At 60.5% G+C, this 23,878-nt stretch carries 21 protein-coding genes, 2 tRNA genes and 1 riboswitch; of the genes, 19 read left to right on the top strand and 4 right to left on the bottom strand.

Features of this window, described 5'->3' with window-relative positions; genetic code table 11:
• Window positions 1–10 precede the first annotated feature (10 nt).
• The 3 genes from dusB to QP093_RS02785 are packed head-to-tail and all read left to right on the top strand — an operon-like array spanning window position 11 to window position 4,749.
• Window positions 11–1,276, top strand: a complete 1,266-nt coding sequence (dusB, locus tag QP093_RS02775) for a tRNA dihydrouridine synthase DusB (RefSeq protein WP_285014538.1) — start codon at window positions 11–13, stop codon at window positions 1,274–1,276.
• Window positions 1,277–1,280: 4 nt separating this feature from the next.
• Complete coding sequence (gene aroD / locus QP093_RS02780) at window positions 1,281–2,024, top strand: type I 3-dehydroquinate dehydratase (protein WP_285014539.1); 744 nt, start codon at window positions 1,281–1,283, stop codon at window positions 2,022–2,024.
• Window positions 2,005–4,749 (top strand): glycoside hydrolase family 95 protein, encoded by a 2,745-nt coding sequence (locus QP093_RS02785; RefSeq protein WP_285014541.1) that lies wholly within the window; start codon window positions 2,005–2,007, stop codon window positions 4,747–4,749. Before aroD ends, QP093_RS02785 begins: the two co-directional genes overlap by 20 nt.
• A 20-nt stretch (window positions 4,750–4,769) precedes the next feature.
• Here the strand turns inward: QP093_RS02785 and QP093_RS02790 are convergent, their stop codons facing one another.
• Window positions 4,770–5,198: a TetR/AcrR family transcriptional regulator gene (locus QP093_RS02790; RefSeq protein ID WP_285014543.1), complete on the bottom strand. Its 429-nt coding sequence runs from the start codon at window positions 5,196–5,198 to the stop codon at window positions 4,770–4,772.
• On the opposite strand from QP093_RS02790, the gene QP093_RS02795 reads away from it, so the two are divergent.
• Complete coding sequence (locus tag QP093_RS02795) at window positions 5,197–5,811, top strand: hypothetical protein (RefSeq protein WP_502929365.1); 615 nt, start codon at window positions 5,197–5,199, stop codon at window positions 5,809–5,811. The genes QP093_RS02790 and QP093_RS02795 overlap by 2 nt on opposite strands.
• Before the next feature lie 109 nt (window positions 5,812–5,920).
• Here the strand turns inward: QP093_RS02795 and QP093_RS02800 are convergent, their stop codons facing one another.
• On the bottom strand, window positions 5,921–7,156 hold the full coding sequence (locus QP093_RS02800; RefSeq protein WP_285014545.1) for a hypothetical protein: 1,236 nt from the start codon (window positions 7,154–7,156) through the stop codon (window positions 5,921–5,923).
• 90 nt (window positions 7,157–7,246) lie between these two features.
• Between QP093_RS02800 and QP093_RS02805 the strand changes: the two genes are divergently transcribed.
• The 5 genes from QP093_RS02805 to QP093_RS02825 all read left to right on the top strand — a co-directional run bounded on the left by QP093_RS02805 (window position 7,247) and on the right by QP093_RS02825 (window position 11,811).
• The gene (locus QP093_RS02805; RefSeq protein WP_285014724.1) at window positions 7,247–8,530 is read left to right on the top strand and encodes a deoxyguanosinetriphosphate triphosphohydrolase; all 1,284 of its coding nucleotides are present in this window, start codon (window positions 7,247–7,249) and stop codon (window positions 8,528–8,530) included.
• A 25-nt stretch (window positions 8,531–8,555) separates the two neighbouring features.
• On the top strand, window positions 8,556–10,547 hold the full coding sequence (gene dnaG, locus QP093_RS02810; protein WP_285014547.1) for a DNA primase: 1,992 nt from the start codon (window positions 8,556–8,558) through the stop codon (window positions 10,545–10,547).
• 8 nt (window positions 10,548–10,555) lie between these two features.
• Window positions 10,556–11,038 carry an S-ribosylhomocysteine lyase gene (locus QP093_RS02815; RefSeq protein WP_058236406.1) on the top strand — a complete coding sequence of 161 codons (483 nt, stop codon included), beginning with the start codon at window positions 10,556–10,558 and terminating at the stop codon, window positions 11,036–11,038.
• A gap of 27 nt (window positions 11,039–11,065) precedes the next feature.
• On the top strand, window positions 11,066–11,569 hold the full coding sequence (locus QP093_RS02820) for a hypothetical protein (protein WP_285014549.1): 504 nt from the start codon (window positions 11,066–11,068) through the stop codon (window positions 11,567–11,569).
• Window positions 11,570–11,739: 170 nt separating this feature from the next.
• Window positions 11,740–11,811: transfer RNA gene (locus QP093_RS02825), tRNA-Asn, on the top strand.
• Window positions 11,812–11,924: 113 nt separating this feature from the next.
• Here QP093_RS02825 and QP093_RS02830 read toward each other — a convergent pair.
• Entirely contained in the window at window positions 11,925–12,308 is a 384-nt protein-coding gene (locus QP093_RS02830) for a hypothetical protein (RefSeq protein WP_285014551.1), read from the bottom strand.
• A gap of 148 nt (window positions 12,309–12,456) precedes the next feature.
• On the opposite strand from QP093_RS02830, the gene QP093_RS02835 reads away from it, so the two are divergent.
• Window positions 12,457–12,530, top strand: a tRNA-Ile gene (locus QP093_RS02835).
• A 140-nt stretch (window positions 12,531–12,670) separates the two neighbouring features.
• Here the strand turns inward: QP093_RS02835 and QP093_RS02840 are convergent.
• Window positions 12,671–13,801 (bottom strand): hypothetical protein, encoded by a 1,131-nt coding sequence (locus QP093_RS02840; RefSeq protein WP_285014553.1) that lies wholly within the window; start codon window positions 13,799–13,801, stop codon window positions 12,671–12,673.
• Between the two features lie 69 nt (window positions 13,802–13,870).
• Between QP093_RS02840 and rimP the strand changes: the two genes are divergently transcribed.
• The 9 genes from rimP (at window position 13,871) to QP093_RS02885 (ending at window position 23,785) form a co-directional block, all read left to right on the top strand.
• On the top strand, window positions 13,871–14,374 hold the full coding sequence (gene rimP, locus QP093_RS02845) for a ribosome maturation factor RimP (protein WP_285014555.1): 504 nt from the start codon (window positions 13,871–13,873) through the stop codon (window positions 14,372–14,374).
• A gap of 6 nt (window positions 14,375–14,380) precedes the next feature.
• Window positions 14,381–15,544, top strand: a complete 1,164-nt coding sequence (gene nusA, locus QP093_RS02850) for a transcription termination factor NusA (protein ID WP_285014557.1) — start codon at window positions 14,381–14,383, stop codon at window positions 15,542–15,544.
• A gap of 20 nt (window positions 15,545–15,564) precedes the next feature.
• Window positions 15,565–15,879 (top strand): YlxR family protein, encoded by a 315-nt coding sequence (locus tag QP093_RS02855; RefSeq protein ID WP_285014559.1) that lies wholly within the window; start codon window positions 15,565–15,567, stop codon window positions 15,877–15,879.
• Window positions 15,880–15,989: 110 nt separating this feature from the next.
• Entirely contained in the window at window positions 15,990–18,887 is a 2,898-nt protein-coding gene (gene infB / locus QP093_RS02860) for a translation initiation factor IF-2 (RefSeq protein WP_285014561.1), read from the top strand.
• Window positions 18,888–18,985: 98 nt separating this feature from the next.
• Window positions 18,986–19,091, top strand: a riboswitch (TPP riboswitch).
• Window positions 19,092–19,115: 24 nt separating this feature from the next.
• The gene (locus QP093_RS02865) at window positions 19,116–20,270 is read left to right on the top strand and encodes a phosphotransferase enzyme family protein (protein WP_285014563.1); all 1,155 of its coding nucleotides are present in this window, start codon (window positions 19,116–19,118) and stop codon (window positions 20,268–20,270) included.
• A complete protein-coding gene (locus tag QP093_RS02870; protein WP_285014565.1) occupies window positions 20,267–21,334 on the top strand; it encodes an ABC transporter substrate-binding protein in 1,068 nt (355 codons plus the stop codon). The genes QP093_RS02865 and QP093_RS02870 overlap by 4 nt, the downstream gene beginning before the upstream one ends.
• 3 nt (window positions 21,335–21,337) lie before the next feature.
• Window positions 21,338–22,150 carry an ABC transporter permease gene (locus QP093_RS02875; RefSeq protein WP_058236414.1) on the top strand — a complete coding sequence of 271 codons (813 nt, stop codon included), beginning with the start codon at window positions 21,338–21,340 and terminating at the stop codon, window positions 22,148–22,150.
• Window positions 22,134–22,874, top strand: a complete 741-nt coding sequence (locus QP093_RS02880) for an ABC transporter ATP-binding protein (protein WP_285014567.1) — start codon at window positions 22,134–22,136, stop codon at window positions 22,872–22,874. Before QP093_RS02875 ends, QP093_RS02880 begins: the two co-directional genes overlap by 17 nt.
• Before the next feature lie 2 nt (window positions 22,875–22,876).
• Window positions 22,877–23,785: an ABC transporter substrate-binding protein gene (locus QP093_RS02885; protein ID WP_092648444.1), complete on the top strand. Its 909-nt coding sequence runs from the start codon at window positions 22,877–22,879 to the stop codon at window positions 23,783–23,785.
• The last annotated feature ends 93 nt before the right edge of the window (window positions 23,786–23,878 follow it).

Consider the following 23,878-nt stretch of genomic DNA (forward strand, 5'->3'; position numbering starts at 1 on the left):
TGTCCATCCGATGACGTTACTTCCCGTTCAGTGTGCTCCCGCCTTCGCGCCTGTAGCTGTCGGCCCCATTCAATTGTGGTCACCGGTCATCCTGGCGTCGATGGCGGGAGTCACGAATGTGCCATTTCGGCGCCTGTGCCGCCACTTCGGTGAGGAAGGTCTGCCCGAGCATTTGCGTCCAGCTCCTGACGGGCGGGCACATCCACGTCCCCGGATCGATGCGCCCGCGGGCCTGTATGTCACCGAAATGGTGACCTCGCGCGCTCTGGTTGAAGGCAACCAACGCACGTTGGATATGGTGCGCGTGGATCCTGAAGAACGGGTGCGCTCCATCCAGCTATATGGAGTCGATCCTGACGTGATGGCGGCTGCGACCCGACTGCTTGTCGAGCAGGATCTGGCCGACCATGTGGACCTGAATTTTGGTTGCCCGGTGCCGAAAGTCACGCGCAAGGGTGGGGGAGCTGCGCTTCCCTACAAGCGAGACCTGTTTGCCTCACTGGTCGGTGCTGTGGTTCGCGCGGCTGACGATGCCGGCCGCACTGTCGGCCGAGATATTCCCGTCACTATCAAGATGCGAATCGGCATCGATGACGGCCACGTGACCTACCTGGATGCCGCACGCATTGCGCAGCAGGCAGGCGTCGCCGGTATTGCTCTGCACGCACGCACACAGCACCAGTATTATTCGGGTGCCGCCCAGTGGCAGGCGATTGCGCGACTACGCGACGTTGTGCGTGAGGACATCCCCGTCTTCGGCAATGGAGACATTTTCAGCGGAGACGATGCCCGAGCCATGATGGACAGCACAGGATGTAATGCAGTGGTGATTGGTCGCGGCGCGCAGGGCCGCCCCTGGCTGTTCCGCGAACTCGTTGCAGCCTTACACGGTCGTCCGCTTCCACCACCGCCCACGCTCCGCCAGATCACACCCATCATTGAGCAGCATGCTCGCTGGCAGGTCGAAGAAATGGCCGACGAATATCGCGCGATGCGTCACCTGCGCGCTCACATCGGCTGGTACCTGCGCGGATTCGCGATCGGCGGGCCATCTCGCCAGGCTCTCAATCTGGTTTCCTCCCTGGAGGAGCTGCATGAGCGACTGATGGATCTTGACCTCGATCAGCCCTTCCCGTCGGCAGCGCAGGGCAGCAGAGGACGCGCAGGACACGAGAAGAAACCACATCTTCCCGATGGGTGGCTCAACTCGCGCACACTAACTGACGATGAACGCCAGCACCTGCACCTGGCTGAAGATGACGCGTCAGGCGGGTGAGAACATGCAACGAGAAGTCCAGATCGGCCCCGTTTTCCTGGGGCCGGGGCATCCGACCAGAATTATCGCACCGCTGACCGGGAGCACGTGGGATGCCCTCGTCGACGAGATCGACAACTTGCATGGCGAGCCGATTGATCTGGCCGAGTGGCGCGCAGATATGTGGCCAGATCCCGACGAGCTTGCCAGCGTGTGCAGCGCTGTTGTCCAACGCTGTCCCGTGCCCGTCCTCGCCACCATACGCACCATTGACGAGGGCGGCCGCAGCGCCCTGGATGAAAACGCATACGCTCACAGTGTCAGGAAACTGGCGGCGCTTGCGCTCTGTGTGGACGTGGAAGCCAGATGGCCCGGCAGCGCACAGATCGTGAACGATGCTCACAACGATGGCAGTACCGTCATTATTTCCGCACACAACTGGGAGCTGACACCGTCACCTGAAGAGATCACGCGCCAACTTGAGCAGATGGCGGCACTGGATGGAGATATCGTCAAGGTTGCCTATCGCGCTCACTCACATGCTGATGCGGACGTGATTATGCAGGCTGGACGGTGGGCGATGTCGCACCTGGACGTGCCGACGATCTGTATCGGCATGGGCGAGGCTGGTGTGGCGACACGCCTGGCGGGCCATGAGTTTGGACTGGCGGCCACATTTGCAACGGTTGGCGCGTCCAGTGCGCCTGGCCAGTTGCCGGCTCAACAGGTAGCACACACACTACGTGGACATGCGCACCGTGCGCACTGACACTGCGCACCGCGCACCGATCGAAAGAAGGCGCCTCATGGCGAGCGCTCAGCAAACAACGTCACACCACCACGACCTGCGCCTGTGGTACAGGCAACCGGCGAGCCTGACCGAACTGATGTCCAGTGGAAAAGGGCCGCAAGCTGGCTCGCCCTCCATCGTGGACGCTGACTCTCGCATCTGGCAGGAAACAGTGATGCCGATCGGAAACGGTGACCTGGGCGGCGCGATATTTGGTGAGATCAGCCGCGATCGCATCGGTTTCAACGAGAAAACCCTGTGGACGGGCGGACCGGGAAGCACGCCGACCTATGACGGCGGCAACTCAGTCGAACACGGCAGAAACGGCCAGACGCTGCGCTCGGTGCAGCACCTATTCGAACAGGGACGCCGCGAAGAAGCAGCGCGCCTGGCGTCGAACACCCTCATAGGCGGCTTCAATGCCGCCGAACAAGGAGGCTACCAGGCGTGGGGAAATATCTACCTTGACTACGGTTTCGCTGATGACCACTACTCGAACTATGAACGTGACCTGAACCTGTCGACCGGGATCGCGCACGTCGCATTCGATCGTGACGGGACACACATCACCCGCGAATACTTTGCCTCCAACCCTGACAACGTTCTTGTCATGCATCTGACGTCCACCACCGCACAGACACTGGCCGTGTCGTTTCCAACGAAGCAGGACAGTCAGAAAAACGCTGAGCGCACCACCGTTGACGTGGCCGGAGGCCTCCTTGAAGTCAGCGGTGCACTGCATAACAACGGGCTGCGCTATGCCTCGGCAATTAAAGTGGCCAGCACTGACGGCGAGGTCAGCGACGGGGGAGACCACCTGAGTATTGCAGGGTGCACGCACGTGTCGCTGCTGGTGAGCGCGGCGACTGATTATGCGCTGACGTATCCGGCATATCGAACTGGCGAGAGCCCGCGCGATGTGTCGAGACGTGTCAGGGCGGTGCTGGAAGAGGCTGCTGCACGCAGCATTGATGACCTGCGTGAACGCCACCAGCGTGACTACAGCGCGCTGTTTGACCGAGTAAAACTGGACCTGGGCCAATGCGACGCGAAAAATGCGGGCCAATGTGACGGGGGCGAAGCGGATCAGTGCGCCCGGACCGTTCCGACTGACGTGCTGCTCGACGCCTACCGCGCAGGAGATGCCTCGCCTGCGCAGCAACGCGAACTGGAAGTTGTGCTGTTTCAGTACGGACGCTACCTCGGCATCAGCTCCTCGCGGGAGAACTCACTGCTGCCAGCCAATTTGCAGGGCGTATGGGCGAACAGATCTGACGATACCGTTGGGCCGAATGCATGGAACTCCGACTACCACCTCAACGTCAACATGCAGATGATCTACTGGGCGGCCTACAGTACGAACCTGGTCGAAACTGCCGATCCGATGATCCGCTTCATGAAGGCTCTGGTTGAACCGGGCAGACGCACGGCACGCATCTACCTGGGTACCGATGGCAGTGACGGATCAGGTTTCAGCGCTCACACCGAGAACACTCCATTTGGCTGGACCACTCCGGGACGTGACTTTTTCTGGGGATGGTCGCCCGCCGTGGTTCCGTGGATGCTGCACAACGTCTACGAATGGTACGAGTTCACCGGGGACACGGAGCGCCTGCGAGAAGACATCTACCCGCTGCTCAAAGAACAGGCAGACCTGTACGTGCAGCGCCTGCTGCACCCGTCCACCGACTCGACGGGCACACGCCGCCTGGTCTCATCGCCTGCCTACTCGCCCGAACATGGGCCGGTCACTGACGGCAACGTGTACGAGCAGACCCTGATCTGGCAAATGCTGACTGACGCCATCGAAGCGGCAGAGGTGCTGCAGGTGGATGGCGATCGGCTGAAAATGGATGAGAGCTGCTCCATCGACGATTGGGAGCGGGACTGGGAAAATGGCGGCGCGTTCACCTCGGACGCTTCACGTTCATGGGCGTGCGCCAGGCAGCTGCTCGACCCCATCGTCATTGGCGACTCAGGCCAGATCAAGGAATGGTACGACGAGGGCGCCCTCGGGCATCATACGGATGGCTCCGCGATCGCGGACTATCAGCGCTACCACCGCCACATGTCGCATATGCTGGGCCTCTATCCTGGCGACCTGATCACTGTTGATCATGCAGAATTCCTCGACGCGGCAAAGGTGTCGATGAATGATCGATCTGACCGCGCGACCGGGTGGGGAATTGCTCAGCGACTGAATTCGTGGGCCCGCGCCGGCGATGGGGAGCGTGCGCACCGCATCATCCAGTCTCTTTTTGCCAACGGGATCTACCCCAACCTGTTCGATACACACCCGCCGTTCCAGATCGACGGGAACTTCGGCTACACCGCGGGTGTCAGCGAAATGCTGCTGCAGTCCAATTCGACCTGGGTGGGTCAGGATGGACGCGAGTACCGCAACTATATGTATCCAGCGCCCGCGTTGCCGCGCGTGTGGAGAAACGGTCGAGTCAGTGGGCTGCGCGCTCGCGGCAACTTCACGGTTGGCTATGAATGGGCCGATGGCGCCGTCACTTTGATGACGATTACCTCCGGAAGCGGCGGGCACGCAGTGGTACGTCTGTCGGGAGCCTCGAACGCGACCGTGACAAGCGCTGACGGCGCGTGCGTGAGATCGACGCTGCTGGACGCCACGCACCTCGCATTCGATACGCGTCCTGGCGAAACCTACACCATCACTCACCTGACCGAGGAAGCGTGAGCGTGTGGGCGCGAGGAGACCTACCGGCTCCGTGGCGAGCGAACCAGTTCGACAACCGTATCCAGGCGGCGCTGCCCGATGGGAGCGAACTCGTCGATAAGTGCCTGCTCTGACATGGATGCGAGAGGTTCGAGCTGGACAATGTAGCGCATCGTGGCCACACCGTACAGCGTGGACTTGACGCACTTAATCTCCCGCGCAATCGCTATGCGCGTGGCGGATGACAGGGGAGGAGCGTCAGTTCCGCACACGTGCTGATGAATAAAGTCAGTAATGTCGGGGATGATGCTGGAGTGTACGTAGGAGCGGAAACGCTGCTTGGAGTCGAAATAATAGTTCACCATTGCCGGATCGCAGTTGGCGCGAGCCGCGATATGACGGGTTATGGTGCCGTCGTATCCATTCGCAATGAATTCTTCTTCTGCGATGCGTCTGATGATTTCGCGCATGTCGCCGCGCTTGCCATGCGCGACATCGCGCAAACCCCTGGTGGGACTGGTCGGGGAAATCCTGGTGAAGTTCCATCTCGAGGCAAACAACCACGCGGTGCGCGTTATTGAAGAGGAAGGGCGTGAGGCGGAACTGCCCACACTGATCCAGTTCTTCCACAACGCGATGGCATCAGCATCGCGGAACGCTCACAGCCTGGGGATGGTCGACATGATTGAACATGGCTGCCCGAACATCATCTGTGCACAGCCTTTCGGCTGCCTGCCCAACCGCATCATTGGCGAGGGAATGTTCTGCGCGCTGCGCAATCGCTACCCGCAGGCCAATGTGGTGTCAGTGGACTACGATCCGGGTGCCTCACAGGTCAACCAGCTCAACCGCATCAAGCTGATGATCTCAACGGCGATGGAACAGCATCGGCGCGAAAGCGCGGATGGCGTGCTGGATTTCGGCACAGTCGACATTGTGTGGGATGAGGAAGACAAGGGATTTGAGCCACGCCGACCGGCATGCGGAAGTTGCGCGATGGCCTCACTGGCCGCCCAGTCCGAATTCGCCGTCGATCGCGGCGATCGTCCCTCCCTGCCGATTGTGGCGGTGACCAGCAATTAGCGCGTTGGTCGGGCTGCTCCGCTGAACAGACCGACCCGGTATCGAGATCGGCGCGATGTTGCCAATGCCCGGGCGCTGATGGTTCTCTGATTGAGCAGGCCCGTGTGGCTTACGAATAGCTGGAGACGGGAGGGGCCTGAACCAAGGCTGCTTCAAACCAGGCGCACTGGTCAGGGCCGACAACAGTGGGCTGATTCGGCTCACCACCGGAGCGCCCCGTTGAATCAAGCAGCAGCGCATGTTCGGGCGGAACCTCAACAGGAGTATCAGAAGCGTTGACCACCACCATGACGCCGGCGCACAGGTGCACACCCACACCCTCATGCGCCCAGGCCAGGTGGTTCACGTATGCCAAGGATCCTGACCCCATGGAGCGCTCAACACGGATCCTCAGGGCACGTGAGACCATTTCGCGCTCGCGGCGCGCATCCTCACTCGGCTCCCACTCCACGTGAGCCCCGTCGTGAGCATCAAAATTGCGGCGACCGGCCAGCCTGTCGAACGGTGCGTACGCCGCCCCCGGCAGTGACAATGCCACCAGTGCCATCGCATTGCGGCGCCACTGCGAAGCGCCTTCCTCCCACGAACCAGGGGAGGGAAGAACGGGGCGGTTGTCGGTGACGCAGTGCGACCACTGCCAGGCGGCAACGTGACCCAGACGCGAACGCTCCGACAGCGTGCACGCAATGCGTTCATGCAGCTCAGTGATGTCCCATGGGCAGGTGACCAGTGCGTCGTCACGCAGATGATGGAACCAGTCTTCTTCGAGGTGACGGCTTAATGCATGTGGGGTGGTAATCGAGCTTTCTGCAGCCAGAATCGGCATGCGATCAAAATCGGCCAGCTCTGCCTGCAGAATATGAATCAGCTGCGTGAAGCGCTGCGCCTGATCGTCACCTGACTGGTCATCCTCGCGAATGATTCCCAGGTCAATCCCGTCGGCACCGGCTTTCAGAGCCGCCCTCGTGCGCACGACCAGTGAGGACACGTCCTGTTCGAAGTTGACAAACGCTCCCTCGCTGCTGCCCGGCACGCGCGCGCCGGACAGTCGGACGATGACCTTGACGCCGGTGCGGTGAACACGCTCGATAAATGATGTCAGGCGCGACCCATCCACCGCGATGTCGGCATGTGCGGGCCGGACGGCAACAGCCGTGAAGCCGACGCGCGCAAAATCGAAGGAGAGTTTTTCGATAACTTCCAAATCCTCATCGGTCACACCGCCGCCGATATCGCAGGTCACGGCGCGTCTCCACCAGGGGAAATGTCCCCGTTGGACGCGCTGAACCAGTCGCGTAGTCACGCTTGAATCGGATGCGACGTGCAAAGTCGACGTGTCAGACATAACACCATTGTGGCCCATTCGCGTGCCGAAGGCACATATTGTCCAAGGAAGAGCATGCACGGGCGTTAGGCTGGAGCCGTGAACCAGCGCATGAACCACGCCCAGGCGCCCCATCGGATCGTCTACTCGGCAGGTGACCGTGAACGATTCGTCGCAGAATCACCCAAGAATCCTGAACGCACCGATTTTGAACGTGACCGCGCGCGAATTGTCCATTCATCAGCGCTGAGACGCTTGGGCGCCAAGACTCAGGTGCTGGGACCCATCAGCGATGACTTCGTGCGCACGCGCCTGACGCACTCACTGGAAGTGGCACAGGTGGGTCGCGAGCTTGGTAAAGAACTGGGCGCAGATCCAGACGTTGTGGAGGCAGCGTGCCTGTCTCACGATTTGGGCCACCCGCCGTTCGGTCACAACGGCGAACGCGTGCTCAACGACCTGGCGCAAGATGCCGGAGGCTTTGAGGGCAACGCTCAGACACTGCGCATTGTGGTGCGCCTCGAACCCAAAGTTGTCGCCCCGGACGGGGCACCCTCGGGACTGAATTTGACGAGGGCGACGCTGGACGCCATCGCGAAGTATCCGTGGAAGCGCGGCCAGGGCCCAGACCCTGACAAGTCGATGAAGAAGTTTGGCGTCTATGAGGATGACGCCGAGGTGTTCACCTGGATGCGCGGCGATGTGCCCGCGGGGAGGCGCTGCCTAGAAGCACAGATCATGGACCTGTCTGATGACATCGGGTATTGCGTGCACGACGTGGAGGACGCGATCGCCACGCGCGCGATGGATGTGAGCCACGTGAGTGATGATGAGCATGTGGCGGGCATTATCGACTCCACGCTGCAGTGGTACGGCCCGGGAGCGAGCGCAACTGAACTGGAAGCGGCTATGGAACGCCTGCTTGCCTTGCCGGTGTGGCTGCACCGTTTCGATGGCACCTATGCGGACCTTGCGGCCTTGAAAAATCTGACCAGCCAGTTGATCGGCAGGTTTTGTCAAAGCGTTGTTGCAGCCACGCGTGAGGTGGCCGGTGATGGCCCGCTGGGACGGCACCATGCGGACCTGGTGATTCCTCGGGACGTGCGGGCGGAGATTCAGCTGCTCAAGGGGATCGCTGTGCACTACGTGATGTCTCCGCGAGAAACCGAACCGGTCTACCTGCATCAGCGCACGATTCTTGCCGACCTGGTTGACGCGTTGCTCGAATCGCGCGGGCAGCACCTCGAAGAGCCGTTTGCGACTGCATGGCAACATGCCGACGGTGATGCCGAGCGGCTGCGTGTCGTCATCGATCAGGTGGCGACATTGACGGATATTTCAGCCTCACAGTGGCACGCCCGCCTGTGCGGACTGCTATCGACCCAGTGGACGTGAGGGCGCGGAACAGTACACTGAAGCCATGGCTGGCATGATCCGTCGAGAAGACATAGCGGCGGTGCGTGAAGCCTGCCGGATCGAAGAGGTGGTAGGCGAACACGTCACCTTGAAGAGTGCGGGTGTAGGCGCATTGAAGGGCCTGTGCCCGTTCCACGATGAGAAGACCCCCTCGTTTCACGTGCGCCCCGTAGTCGGCCTGTGGCACTGCTTCGGATGTGGTGAGGGTGGAGACGTCATCAGCTTCATCCAGAAGATCAACCATATGAGCTTCGTTGAAGCCGTCGAGATGCTCGCCCAGCGTTACTCGATCACGCTGCACTATGAAGAAGGCGGCCGGCGGGTACGTGAGGAAGAACCGGGGAAGCGTCAGCGCCTCCTGGATGCCCACAACGTGGCAGAGGATTTCTACCGCGAACAGCTCATGTCTCACGAGGCAAAGCCAGGCCGCACTTTCCTGGCCAACCGCGGTTTTTCGCAGTCCGACAGTGCGCAGTTCGGGATCGGGTATTCTCCACAATCGTGGGATTCGCTCACGCGTCTGCTGCGCTCGCGTGGATTCACGGATGCGGAGATTCTGGCCGCCGGCCTGGCCAGTCAGGGAAACCGCGGCATTTACGATCGTTTCCGAGGGCGCCTGATGTGGCCGATCCGCGACATTACGGGTGCGACCGTCGGGTTCGGTGCGAGGCGCCTGGACGATTCTGACACGAATTCTCCGAAGTATCTGAATACTCCGGAAACAGCGATCTACCACAAGTCGCAGGTTCTCTACGGCCTTGACCTGGCCAAGCGTGAAATCTCCAGGCGTCGACGCATCGTCATTGTGGAAGGCTACACCGATGTGATGGCCGCGCATGTGGCTGGGGAAGTCACTGCGGTGGCCACATGCGGCACTGCGTTCGGCTCCGAACACGTCAAGATCGTACGGCGTTTGCTTGGCGACAGTGCTGATCCTGCGGCTGGAGTGGTGCTCTCATCGGGGCGTGCTCACGGTGGAGAAATTATTTTCACTTTTGACGGTGATGAGGCCGGTCGTAAGGCGGCGCTTCGTGCCTTTGGTGAGGATCAGAACTTCTCCGCGCAGACCTTCGTCGCCGTGGAGGCATCCGGCCTGGATCCGTGTGACTTGCGGCTTCGCAGCGGTGATCAGGCAGTATTGAACCTGGTCAATTCGCGCACACCGCTGTTCGAGTTTGTCATCCGCTCGTTGCTGCGCCTGCAGGATCTGAACACTGCTGAAGGTCGCGTTGCCGCGTTGCACGCTGCCTCTCCCGTGGTGGCCGGGATCAAGGACAGGGCGTTGCGTAACGAGTACACGCGTTCACTGGCAGGCTGGCTCGGCATGGATATGCGAGATGTGGCCAAGTCGGTGCGCACCGCGCCGCGGATGGCGTCCAATCAGGATGGTCGTTTTGCGCAGGCGTGCAGCTACACGTCGCCCTCGGCAATGGACATGGCGGGCACGGGCGTGCCTGGACGAGTGCCTGCAGCAGTGATGGACGATCCGGTGGCGAACCTGGAGCGCCAGGCCCTTGAGGTGTTGATTCAACGCCCAGTCGACGTGGTGGATTCCGGTTTTGAGGAACTGGGTGGGGAAGCGTTCACGGTGCCTGCTCACAGGGCAGTTCACGACGCTGTGCGCGCTATCGGCGGGCTGCAGACCTTTACTGACATGCTGACCCGAGCAGAAGACTCGATGGGCAGGGGGGACGCGGCGGAAGCTGCTGCGACGAAGAAATTTGCCGAAGCGATTCGTGAAAGCGCCGGGCCGGTTGTCGATGCGGTTGTCACGCAGCTGGCTGTCGCACCCTTGCCGCAGGACCGTCCCGATCAAATGCGTTCGTTTTCGCGCGGCATTATTGCTGCGATGGTGCGGATGGATCTGACGCGTCGAAGTGCCGAGCTGCATGCGAAACTGCAGCGTATGAACTCTGATGATGAGCGCTATGCTGAGACCTTCACAGAGTTGATGAAATGTGAAGAGCGGCGGCGAGCGTTCGCTGAGCAGAATTAGGAGAAGAAATGGCGGAAGTGGAAAGTTTCCAGCTCGATCATACGGCTGTGCGCGCGCCTTACGTGCGGCTCATCAATCGTGAGAGCGGGCCTGCCGGTGACGTGATCTCGAATTTCGATCTTCGTTTTGTCCAGCCCAACGCGAACGCCATCCCCACCGGGGGGTTGCATACGATTGAGCACCTCTTGGCGTCACTCCTGCGTGACCGCATGGACGGAATCATTGACTGCTCACCGTTCGGTTGCCGTACCGGGTTCCATCTGATTACGTGGGGAGAACCGGCAGTGGAGGACATTGCGCGCGTAGTGACCGATTCTCTTCGCGCCATTGCCGAAGACGTCGCGTGGGACGATGTGCCGGGTACGGATGAAAAGTCGTGTGGCAACTACCGTGATCACTCGCTGTTCAGCGCTCGCGAGTGGGCTCGCTCCATCATCGATGCCGGCTTGAGCGTTGATCCTTACGAGCGCCAGCTTCTGGACGCGAACTAGATCACCGTTGCGGATATCCTCACTGCTATGACACCTTCGAAACCTTCTCACAGCCAGCTTCCCTCCACGGTTGCGCAGCATCTGCCCGCCTATGATGCGAGTGCTCCATGTGAGCGCCTCGAGGACGGGCGAGTAGTCATCGCCGGCAAGTACGCATTTTTCGTCGCCAGTGACGAGGGTGTCCACCTCGCTGCCATGTGGTACGAAGTTCAGCATGCGCGCTGGAACGCTGAGAAGCGGACGTTGAGCGTCACGTGGGTCGATCCCGGCCGCGAACCGTTCACGGGCGTCACGATCAGTGAGGACCCAGAGCGTTTTATGGCGCTTATGAGTGAAGCTGTGTCGCAGTCGATCGTGACTCAACGTTCGGTGACGGTTGATTCGGGTGCGACAGTGACTGCTGCAATCCGTCGAACTGCTGATGGGCAGTTGTTCTCCACACTCGTGTCGGATGGGCCGCTAACCGGTGAGGAAGCGCATCAGGCGGACGCGCTTGAACGGGATGTGCGTGAAGGTGTCGGCCTCGACTAGCGAGACCGAGCAGCGGCCTCACATGAGCGTGCGAATGTGAGCCTGAGCCACTCACCCTGGCCGTTGGCGCGTGAGCAGTGCTGTATTGGCACGTGCAGCAAAGTGAGGGATACACCACCTCTTTCAAGTTGCCCCTTTTGGTCATCAGTCGCTAGACTTCAATGCGTTGATCCCGCGTAGCTCAACGGCAGAGCATCCGACTGTTAATCGGACGGTTACTGGTTCGAATCCAGTCGCGGGAGCTTTTTATTGCCCTGACTTGGGCCAATCGACGTGCTCCAATTGGCCGAACAGTGGCCCCTCGCCTTACTCTCGCGTAGGCCACGTCCCCGAACGCTCCCCGGACAATCATTGCTTAATTGTTCGTGAGGCGATCTCCCAGCGTCAGCCTACTTTCGGTCAGGCATTCCTCGATGATGTCGTGAAGACTAGCAAACTCCGATGTGTCGAGATCATTCAGGTCCTCACCGCTTTCGCGGATCACTTTCATCAGTTGGCCATATGCCAGGCAGCTTGCGAACGTGAACTCTCGTAGTGCGTCTCGCAGCGCGATCGCTGCAAGTGTCTGTTCGACCTGGTCGTCAGCAGCCTTATGGCGCAGCATGCTCGCCAGCCACCTGGCTAAGGTTTGGTACAGCATCCACAATGTGGCCTCATCTTCGTCGGCGTTCTCACGGAACGCGCCGAGGGCATCGTAGAGCTTGACAGCTAGTGCGTGAACGTCAGTGAACTGGTTCATGAGTAGACTCCTCTGGATGATTGGGGTAAGGCAGCGACTGGTCCGTTTTGCGTTCCTGTCATCGTGGTGCACAGTATGACCCACACCACTGGCATTTGCGCTCAGGCGCGATTCGCATTCGAAGCCTTAAAGCGGTTAGGCTAGATCTGCCCTGATAGCTCAGTCGGTTAGAGCAGCGGACTCATAATCCGTTTGTCCCGGGTTCGAGCCCCGGTCGGGGCACCGCAGAATCACAACGACAAGCGCCTGCCCAGACGGTGATGGGATACGCATACTAGGCCCCCAACTGGACGCCGCGCATGACAGGCGAACAATGCGCGGGCAGATATCACGCACACCGCAGTGAGTGAGGGACAGAAACGTTACTGCTTTAAGGCTGCATCGAGGGCGTCTGACATGTCAGCACTGCCCGATGCGGCTCCTGCCACAATGTCAGCGGCCAGGCTGCGCACCCCCAGAGCGCGCACATCCGCATCGGCGGAATCAACCAGAGTCAGATCCGTTGCCAGCATCAACGCATCCAGTGACTGAGGTGACGACTCTTCCAGATGGCACCGGAACTCGCGCGTATCGTCCACGCCAGCGTTGAGGACAACTCGCGTGCGTTCCAACAATCGATCCACCGTGGCAGATGCGTCAGCGATCCCCTCGCCCTCCACCTGGAGGGCAGGAAGAGTCTGACCGACACAGTCCCATACGCGCACCGCATTGGACACGTCAGCATCTTCAGTGAAGTCGCGTTGATCGCTGTGCATGCCCTGGTCAGCGGGTGCCAGGTGCGCAAAGAGGACGGTGCCTGTGTCGACAGGCGCAACCTCCTGGGCATCCAGAATTCCCTGAGCCGCGCGCATCACGCCATCACGAGCAGACCCGCCCGCAGAATCCCCGAAAGTCCGAGCCGCAATCCGGTTCGCCAGTGCCAGCACGCTTGATGCGCCCTCACCGTAATCAACGCCCACAACCGCACCGAGCGTGGTCGCATCCGCCAGGCGCGCCGCCGCGACCCTGGAAAGTATGCGCGCATCAGCATCACTGAGCAGGGCAGGATCAGCGACGGATGACAAGTCGCGTACAGCACAGGCCGCCATCCAGGCGACGAATGCATCCGCTGCAACGGGAGCCTCAGCGATCGGATCGGGCAAGTCAGCGCCCTCAGGGGCACCATCAGGCCACGGATCCCATACGCCTCCCAGTGACTCGACTCGCTGCGCGGCACGGTCGGCCACATCGCGCCACGCCTTCTGGCACGGCTCACACTGTCCGGCCAGATCAGCGAGCTCGTCGGCACGAGCGGCAATTGCCCAATCCGCGCGAACAGCACGATCGCGCACCAGCTGGGGCGCTGTCAGCTCAGGCAGTGAGCCCTGCGCCGATTCCAGGTGAACTCCGCAGCCTGTGAGTGTCACAGCGATGGCAGCTGTCGCGGCGCTTGTGCACGCCGCCCTCGCCAAATGGTAAAACGAGTGGCGGTGCAGGCTGGAGGAAAACTTCACGGTGTCATCATCGCACGCGCATGTGGCTAAACTAGTGAATATTGGCGTGTCGTTCGGAAGGAAGAAACTGTGGCACAACCCGCTCAGCCAGTAGATCAGGATCTGATCAGGCGCATACTGGAGCCCGTCGTCGCCACGTGCGGACTCATCATCGATCAGATCGAGGTCGTCGGCCCCCAGGCGCGTCCGATTGTGCGCATCAGCGTGGATTACGGTGAGGACACGTCTGCAGACTCCTACGAGTCAGTTGACTCCGACACACTCGCGCAGGTCTCACGAGCCATTTCCTTGGCGATGGACGAGGCCGACCCGATTGACAGTGAATACATTCTGGAAGTGTCCACACCGGGAGCCGAGCGTGAACTCACGCAGCCGCGACACTGGCGCAGACAGATCGGACGGCTCATCCGCGTCAAGCTTCGCGACGGGAACACCGTTGAGGGGAGACTGTCCGAAGTGGCTGATCAGCAGGTCATTCTGGTGGTCGATGGTGAGCCGGTTACCATTGAATACGACACGATCAAGAAGGCGCGTCCGCGCGTCGAGCTTGGCACGGGTAAGTCAGACAAGTGAGGGATCATGGAAATTGACATGACAGCGCTCCGAATGGTGGAGCAGGAAAAAGGTGTAGATCTCAATACTCTTGTGGACGCGATCGAAGAGGCGCTGCTCAAGGCGTATCACAACATCCCGGGCGCTATCCGCAAAGCTCGCATTGAGATCGACAAGCGTTCAGGGCGGGTCACCGTCATGGCGACCGAAGAAGACGACGACGGCAACCCGATCGATGAATTCGATGACACCCCCTCCAACTTTGGGCGCATCGCACAGGCAACTGCGCGCTCGGTGATCATGCAGCGGCTGCGAGACGCCGACGATCAGAAAGTTCTGGGCGACTTCGCATCCAAGACCGGGCAGATCGTCACCGGCCTTGTCCAGCAGGCACGTGAACGCCACCTGACGCTGGTGAAACTATCGGACGACTTCGAGGCCGTGCTGCCGGATTCAGAAAAGGTTCCGGGCGAGGAATACCACCACAATGAGCGGATCCGCGCCTACGTCGTGTCGGTTGAACGCACCGAGCGTGGCGCGCGAATCGTCCTGTCACGAACCCACCCCGGCTTGGTGCTCGGCCTGTTCGAACGCGAGGTTCCTGAGATCCAGCAGGGTCTGGTGGAGATCAAGGCCGTTGCGCGCGAAGCGGGCCACCGCACGAAGATCGCCGTTGCCGCAACACGTGAAGGTGTCAACGCCAAGGGAGCATGCATTGGGCCGATGGGGTCGCGTGTGCGCTCGGTGATGACTGAGCTGGGTGGTGAAAAGATCGACATCGTTGACTGGTCGGCAGATCCTGCTCGTTTCGTGTCCAACGCGCTGTCTCCGGCGCGCGTGAGCCGAGTGGTCGTGCACTCGGTTGAAAATCACACCGCCACCGCCGTTGTGCCTGACTTCCAGCTCTCACTGGCAATCGGCAAAGAGGGACAAAACGCTCGACTGGCTGCGCGTCTGACAGGTTTCCACATTGATATTCACTCCGACACGGATGCGGACGGAAAGATGGAGGCGTCACGCTCATCGATGCCTGACATGCCCTATGGAGGTGACGAGGCTGCCAGCGTGTCAGATGGTAGCGGCACCGACGCATTCGACATCACTGCCGAGGACGAGGACGAGGACGAGGACGAGGACGACGTGACCAGTCGCTCACATACAGATTCCAATACGGACGCCGACCTCAGTTAGACTGGTTGGGCTGGACTAGTATGTGTGCGGTGGAGACGCATGACCATTCAGGCCCGATTCGCACATGTATTGGCTGCCGGCAGCGAGGCGCCCCCTCGAGCATGGTTCGAATGGTGGCGACTCACGACGGATCCGCACAGGTGGATCCAAAAGGCATCCTGCCAGGTCGTGGTGCGTGGATTCACGCACATGCGACATGCATGGAGAAGGCCCGCCGACGGCGAGCCCTCGAACATGCATTACGCCTGCCTCACGCCGTGGGGGAGCACCAGTGGGATCACCTGATCGACACGATCACATTGTCAGCAACGCACCGTGCGTTGGACATCGAGTAATGGAAGCGGGTTGGAAGCTGATGGGCACCCGATGAGTACCCAGCGATGAGCTGCCAGCAAGAACGATAAGTCCCGTCTCCAGTTCGGAGACGGATCCGGACAGGAGAATTGTGGCAAAGTTGCGTGTACACGAGCTCGCCAAAGAGCTCGGCATTGCCAGCAAAGAACTCTTGGCGTACCTGCGCGATAGCGGAGAGTTCGTCAAGGCATCAAGCTCGGCTCTGGAACCGCCAGTGGTTCGAGCCGTGCGTGAACACTACGCCTCCCTTGCGCCTCAGGACACAGAAGAATCCGAGAAGGCGAAGGCACCCAAGAAAACAAGGAAAACGGCTGCGAAGACAACTACTGCGTCTCGTAAGTCGACCAGGAAGTCGTCCACTGCGTCCACACCTGCCGACCTGGCACAGCCAGAAAGCAGTGCGGCCAGTGATGATGCGCCGACCGGAAAGTCAGAAAAGAAACCGGCCAAGACGCGAGCACCGAAGCCAGGACCGGTAGCGCACGCAGCTGACAAGAAGGCAGCTGCAGCGGCGAAACCGGGACCTCGCGATACTCAGGAATCAGGCGATGCTCACGCATCGGCACCGGTGTCGTCGGGAGAATCTGGTCCCAAGCCCGGCCCCCAATCCGCCAAGAAAGCATCGGCTTCAGATTCCAAGGCTCATGGCCGCCAGTCGGCACCGCGCCCAGGACCTCGTCCCGGCCCGCGCCCTGCTGGGCCACGCCCAGGCAACAATCCCTTCGCATCCACGCAAGGTATGCCTCGACCTGGTGGAACACGCGGTGGCCAGCGCACCAACAGGCCCGGTGGTCGCGGCACACAAGGTGGCGCTGCGCACACGAACCGCTCCGGCGGTGGCGAGCACCGCGCTGAACGCCCGAACCGTTCACGCGGCGGCAACCATCCAAACCCGATGATGATGCCCGATCAGGCACGGTTCGCCAAGCCTGACCGCCCGTCACGTGGCGGACGTGGACGTTCCAACAATTCACGTCACAACAGCCCAGGAGTCGGCGCACACGCAGGTGCATTTGCGCCCCCGAGCGGTGGCCGTCCCCGTGGCGGTCGCGGTGGTCGCGGCTCCACACCGGGCGCATTCGGCCGTGGAAGCGGCTCGCGTCGCGGACGCAAGTCCAAGCGTGCAAGGCGGCAGGAATACGAAGAGCAGAGTGCACCGACAATCGGCGGCGTGAAGATTCCTCGCGGAAATGGCCAGGAGATTCGCATCCGTCAGGGCGCATCCCTGGCTGATCTTGCCGAAAAGATCGACGTCAATCCGGCAGCATTGGTGACTGTTCTGTTCCACCTCGGTGAAATGGCAACGGCCACGCAGTCACTGGATCAGGACACCTTTGAAACACTGGGCGACGAACTGGGCTACAACGTTAAGGTCGTTTCCCCAGAAGACGAAGATCGCGAACTGCTTGAGTCCTTCGATATCGACCTTGAGGCCGAAGAACTTGATGATGAAGAGCACCTCAAGCCGCGCCCACCGGTCGTCACCGTCATGGGTCACGTCGACCACGGTAAGACGAAGCTGCTGGACGCCATCCGGCACACCGACGTCGTCGACACCGAACACGGTGGCATCACCCAGCACATCGGCGCCTACCAGGTCACGGTGGATATGGAGGGCAAGGACCGCCCCATCACATTCATCGACACGCCTGGTCACGAAGCCTTCACCGCTATGCGTGCCCGTGGCGCCAAGGTAACGGACATTGCGATCCTGGTGGTCGCAGCCGATGACGGCGTCATGCCGCAGACCGTTGAAGCGATCAACCATGCGCAGGCAGCGGACGTGCCGATCGTTGTGGCCGTCAACAAGGTGGATAAGGAAGATGCCAATCCGGATAAGATCCGCTCCCAGCTCACCGAATACAACCTTGTGGCTGAAGAATATGGCGGCGACGTCATGTTCGTGGACGTGTCCGCCAAGCAGCGCACCGGCATCAGTGACCTGCTCGAAGCAGTCCTCCTGACAGCGGATGCCGCACTTGACCTGGAGGCAAACCCTGACACCGAGGCGCGAGGCGTCGCCATTGAAGCGAACCTTGACCGTGGTCGTGGTGCGGTTGCCACCATGCTGGTCCAGCGTGGAACGCTGCGCGTGGGAGACGCCCTCGTTGTGGGATCCGCCTCCGGACGCGTGCGCGCCATGTTCGACGAGTATGGCAAGGATGTGCAGGAAGCCGGTCCGTCACGACCGGTGCAGGTGATCGGCCTGACATCAGTTCCACGGGCAGGCGACTCCTTCCTTGTGGCATCCGATGACCGCACCGCCCGCCAGATCGCTGACAAGCGAGAAGCTGCCGAGCGCGCAGCACTGCTGGCCAAGCGTCGCAAGCGCGTCACCCTCGAAGACTTCGATAAGGTTCTCAAGGAAGGTGAAGTTGACACCCTCAACCTTGTCATCAAGGGTGACGTGTCCGGTGCCGTTGAGGCTCTGGAAGATTCCTTGCTGCGTATCGACGTGGGCGACGAAGTTGCCCTGCGGATCATCCACCGCGGCGTCGGAGCCATTACGCAAAACGATGTCAACCTGGCCACCGTCGATAACGCGGTCATCATCGGCTTTAACGTGCGTCCGGCTGAGCGCGTGGCTGAAATGGCCGACGCGGAAGGCGTGGAGATCAAGTACTACTCGGTCATCTACGCAGCCATCGACGATATCGAAGCGGCCCTGAAGGGCATGCTCAAGCCGATTTATGAAGAGGTCGCGCTGGGCACGGCTGAGATCCGCCAGGTCTTCCGCTCCGGCAAGTTCGGTAACATCGCAGGCTCCATTGTCCGTGACGGCATCATTCGCCGCGGCTCGAAGGCCCGCCTGGTTCGCGACGGTGTCGTGGTTGCTCCCGATTTGGAGATCGCGTCGCTGCGCCGCGAAAAGGACGATGTCACCGAGGTTCGCGAAGGCTACGAATGCGGTATCACCCTGGGCTTCAAGGACATTGCCGAGGGCGACATCATCGAAACGTGGGAAATGAAGGAAAAGGCTCGCGACTAGTTCGCACTGTGTTTCCTGTCCCATTGACGAGGGTGACCCATCCACTTTGTGAGGGTGGGGCACCCTCGTTTTACGTATGACGTGCAGCTGATGGTATGGTGAGGGGGCACGGGAGCCCGGACAGGCGGGCTGAGAGGGAAAATTCTCCGACCGTTATACCTGAACCAGATCATGCTGGCGTAGGAACGCGGTTTAGTCGTGCGCATTGGTGAGCACGAGGAGCCGCAAATGAATCGAGACGAACAACTCGACATCATTAACAATGTGTGGCCACTGATCTCAGATCAGGATGTGGCGGCGCTGGAAGAGCGCCTGGTGGATATGCCGCATCTGGCGGGTGCTTCTGCCCAGCGCCCGCAGGTCCTCACTCACTCGGCGCGTCCAATGGCCTCGGCGTGTATCGCCCAGCTGGCATGTGGAACACGCGTCTTCATCAAACGCTATGCGCCCCACCTGATCAGCGAATACGACCTGTGTGTCAAACATGACTACGTGAACCGGCTCGCCGCAGGCGCCTTCCCGACGCCGCGCTTCTTCACCTTCGATACCGGCAGAACATGTCTGACGATGGGCGGATGGGTCTGGGAAGTGAGCGAATGCGCGCCGGGTGAAGACCGTTACCGTGCGACGACCAGCTGGATGCCGCCGTGCACACGCGAAGAGAGCGTGGAAATCGGCCGAGTGGCGGGGCAGCTTCGTCGCGCCTCTGAAAAGATTCCGGCAGTGGTCGCACCGCCCAACCCTTACCAGTCGCGCATGGACCTCATGCTGGGTGATCCGTTTGACCGTCTTGAAGCCTGGTGCGAAGCGCACCCCATCGTTGCCAACTATGTGTCCAGAACCGGCCGTGACCTGGCTGGTGACCTGGCAGTTGTCGCTCCTTTTGCGCGGGCCCTTGAGCCGCTGCGGGAGCGCCCTCGTTACTGGACACACGGGGACCTGCACGTGTCCAACACGATGTGGAAGGACACCAGGCAGGGTCCCGTCATCACCAGTGTCTTTGATTTTGGGCTGGCATACGCCAACCCGTCGCTGTTCGATCTGGCACAGCTCATTGAACGTCACGCGATCGACTGGCTGACCATCACTGAAGGTATCGAAAATGCGTGGCGTCCCCAGGTGGTGCGCGACCTTCTGGACGGGTATGTCAGTCAGTACCCACTGATGCGCGAGGAGGCTCGCATGCTCGCGCCGATGGTGGCAGTGTCGAACACCGAGTTTGAACTCGCTGTTATCGAGTATGACCAGCGTGCCCCGATACCGGGGCGTACGTCGGATTGGGCGTACACGATCGGGATGGATGCTCATCACCGGTGGTTCACCACTGAATCCGGCACTCAATTTATCCGCACAGTTACCCAACTAGCAATCGAGAGATCATGAAAACAACCAGGCTTTTGCCCCTCCTTCTCAGCGTCGCCATGCTGGGCGCATGCTCATCAGGCGGAGCGTCGGATATGTCCTCAGCTGACCAGTCAGGCGCCGACGCCACCGGCCAGTCGGCTTCGCAGGCCTCTGGACAGATGCGTGATGTGTCCGTCATCTTGGACTGGACACCGAACACGAATCACACAGGACTGTTCGTCGCCCAGGAAAAAGGCTACTTCGCGGACGCCGGATTGAATGTGGACATCATGGGCTTCTCCAAGTCAGGTGTTGACGCTGTCCTCAGCGCGAAGGGCGCTGATTTTGGAATCTCGGGAGCAGATGCACTGGCATCGGCTCACGCCGCCAACCTCGGGCTGACGATGGTGCTGAATATTCAGCAAAAGTCCTCCTATGGCGTGGGAGTTCTGGAAGATTCGGGGATCACCCGTCCAAAAGATCTGGACGGCAAGACAATTGCAGACTACTCGGGCGATTCGGCCCATATCTCCACCCAGATGATGATTCAGCACGATGGCGGAACAGGCGAATTTGACCGCGTCATTGTGGGCGCGCAGGCGATGGCGGCTCTGGAATCAGGCCAGGCGGATTTTGCTGAGGTTCTCAGCACGTGGGAGGCAATTGAGGCAGAACTGTCGGGCACCAAGCTGCACATGTTCCAGCCCGCCGACTATGACGTTCCCACCACTCCGGCAATGATCGGCATTTCGACGCGCAACGACTTGATCGAATCGGATCCCGACCTTGTCCGCGCCTTCGTGCAGGCAGCACAAAAGGGCTACGAGTTCGCCAAGGATAACCCCGATGAAGCGGCGAAAATTCTGGTCGATGCCAACCCACAGGCCAAACTTGATCCCGAACTGGTCACCCGCAGCCAGGAAATACTCTCCACACAGTATTGGCCTGATTCAAAGGGTGGTGTGGGCTTTGCCGACATTGATCGCTGGAACACCTACCTGGCATTCATTGTCGAGCAGGGCCTCGTGTATGACGAGAAGGGGACTGCGGTCACCGAACCGATCGCAGCTGACGACATCGTCACCAATGAGTTCGTGAAGTAACAGATGCCCGCGAGGTACCGCACCGCCGTCTCTGCACGTGAGCGCGACCAACACCACCGGGGCAGTTTCATGCCCGCATTGATGTTTGTGGTGTTGCTCCTGTGCGCGTGGGAGGTGGCGGTGCGCGCGTTCAACGTCAACGAACGCCTTATGCCGGCGCCCTCGACGATTATCCACGCCGGCTTTGATGATGCGCCCAATGTCTGGGAAGCCACCAGGATCACCGCCCTTGAAGTTGGCCTGGGAACGGTGCTTGCACTCGTGTGCGGTGTGAGCCTGGCTTTCATCATCTTTGCGATTCGCCCGATCGGTCGTGTCGCCATCCCTGTTCTCATCATCTCGCAGACCATTCCGGTCGTCGCTATTGCGCCGCTGCTCATTATCTGGTTCGGCTTCGGTATCACGTCGAAAGTACTGCTGGTCGGATTGTTCGGGCTTTTCCCGATCGTGGTGCCGCTGGCGCGCGGACTGGCATCGCCCAGCAGAGACCAGATTGACGTGGCCACGACCTTGGGCGCATCGAAATGGTGGATACTCACGCATGTGCGCATGCCCGCTGCGGCCGCAGTGTTCATGTCCGGGCTACGTATCACCGTCACCTACGGGCCGGCAACGGCAGCGACTGCTGAGTTTGTCGGAGCGCGCAATGGCTTGGGAATCTACCTGCTGACCGCGCAATCCTCGTTTCGCACCGAGCTGGTCTTTGTCGGCGCAGCAGTGCTGACAGCGATGACACTGGTGCTGTACGGCGTTGTTGCTCTGGCCGAACGCATTGCGTTTCCCTGGAAAGCGGTGACACATGCTTCACATCAATGACGTCAGTAAACAATTCCAGGTCCCGCCCACTCTGGCCCTCGATCGCATTTCAGCCACTCTGTACCCACATCAGACTGTGGCAATCGTCGGGCCATCAGGATGTGGCAAGTCCACGCTGCTGCGTATCGTGTCCGGCCTGGATCACGCCACGAGCGGCCAGCTCGAATGGCAGGTGGATAACCCGCACGTCGCACTGATGCCGCAAAACGACGGTCTGTTTCAGTGGCGCACTGTTGTTGACAACGTCGCATTGCCGCTGTTCATCCACAAACTACCCCCGGCCACGGCACGGCAGGCCGCCCTCGACCTTCTCGCTCAGTTCGAGCTCGACGAATTCGCACACGCCTATCCGGACCAGCTCTCTGGCGGAATGCGCTCGCGTGTGGCATTTCTGAGGACGATGCTCGCTGAACCCACATTGATCGCACTGGATGAGCCGTTCGGCGCCCTTGATTCCATGACGCGCGCCGGCATTCAACGTTGGTTGGTCAGCGCCACCCGCCAGCGCGCACTGTCGATCCTGCTGGTCACGCACGATGTGGAAGAGGCCATTACCCTTGCTGACAGGGTTCTTGTCATGTCCGCTCGGCCGGGTCGCATTGTCGCAGATTACCCCATTGATCTGCCTGACCGCACCGATCCCAATCTGCGCACAGATCCCCGGTTCTTACACGCACTCACCAGTATCAGAGTCGCCCTCGAACAAGGGGCAGAAAGAAGGTAGCAATGAACCTCGTCAGAATTCGTCTGGAATACGTCGTGACGTGGCCCAACCACGCCGGCCTGTTCGTGGCACGCAAGAAAGGCTTGTATGCCGACCAGGACCTGGACGTCGACATCTCCTGGGACGGTTTTGACCGTGGCACGCCCGCTGAACTGACCGCCCGCGGCGAATTCCAGTTCGCCTCGATCCGCTTGGGCGAGCTGCTCGAAACCCGGAAGACTGATCACCCCTTTGTTGCGGTCGCCACATTCAATCAGAACCAGCTTGGCGGCGTCATTACGTTGAAGTCCAAGGGCATCACCCGCTTCCGTGACCTGGAAGGCAAGCATGTGTCGATCCCACCGGTGGGACGCCTGACTGAAATGGTCAAGGAAGCTGTCGAAAAGGACGGGGGAGACTACTCGAAGGTCATCGTGGAAGATCCTGGCGTGTTCGAGCCGGATATCCGCGCAGTCGAAAAAGGTCATTATGACGCGATCTTCAACGTGCTTGGCTGGGAAGCCTACCAGGGGTCGGAAGACTTTGGTCAGGTCGTTCAGATCTCCTTCGACGACATTGAGGTCACGCCACACCATGCCTACTTCCTATGCGTCGAAGAGTCCTACCTGCGTGAGCATGGCGACACGGTGCGCAGCTTCCTGCAGGCCACCGGCAAGGGATACGACTTTGCGCGCGACAACCAGGATGAGACGATCCAGCTGATTGCCAGCACCATGTGCGCCAGCGAAGAAGACACCCTCAAAGCTTCCCTGGCCTTTATGGCGCCCACGTGGCACGCGCCCAGTGGACAGTGGGGGCAGATGGACGAGGGGGTCATCCGCTCCTACACCCAGTGGATGGTTGATAACGGGTTCACCACCGCGACGATGGATGACATTGATGGCGCGTGGACGAACGACTACCTGCAGTAAGACAATTGCCCGCAGTACGTGAACGCTGGGGTGAGGCCGGGAGAATCTGCCCGACCTCACCCCAGATCGTGTAAGAGAAGAAAACCCCGCCGA

It is taken from the genome of Pauljensenia sp. UMB10120 (assembly GCF_030212035.1).
Taxonomy (GTDB): domain Bacteria; phylum Actinomycetota; class Actinomycetes; order Actinomycetales; family Actinomycetaceae; genus Pauljensenia; species Pauljensenia radingae_A.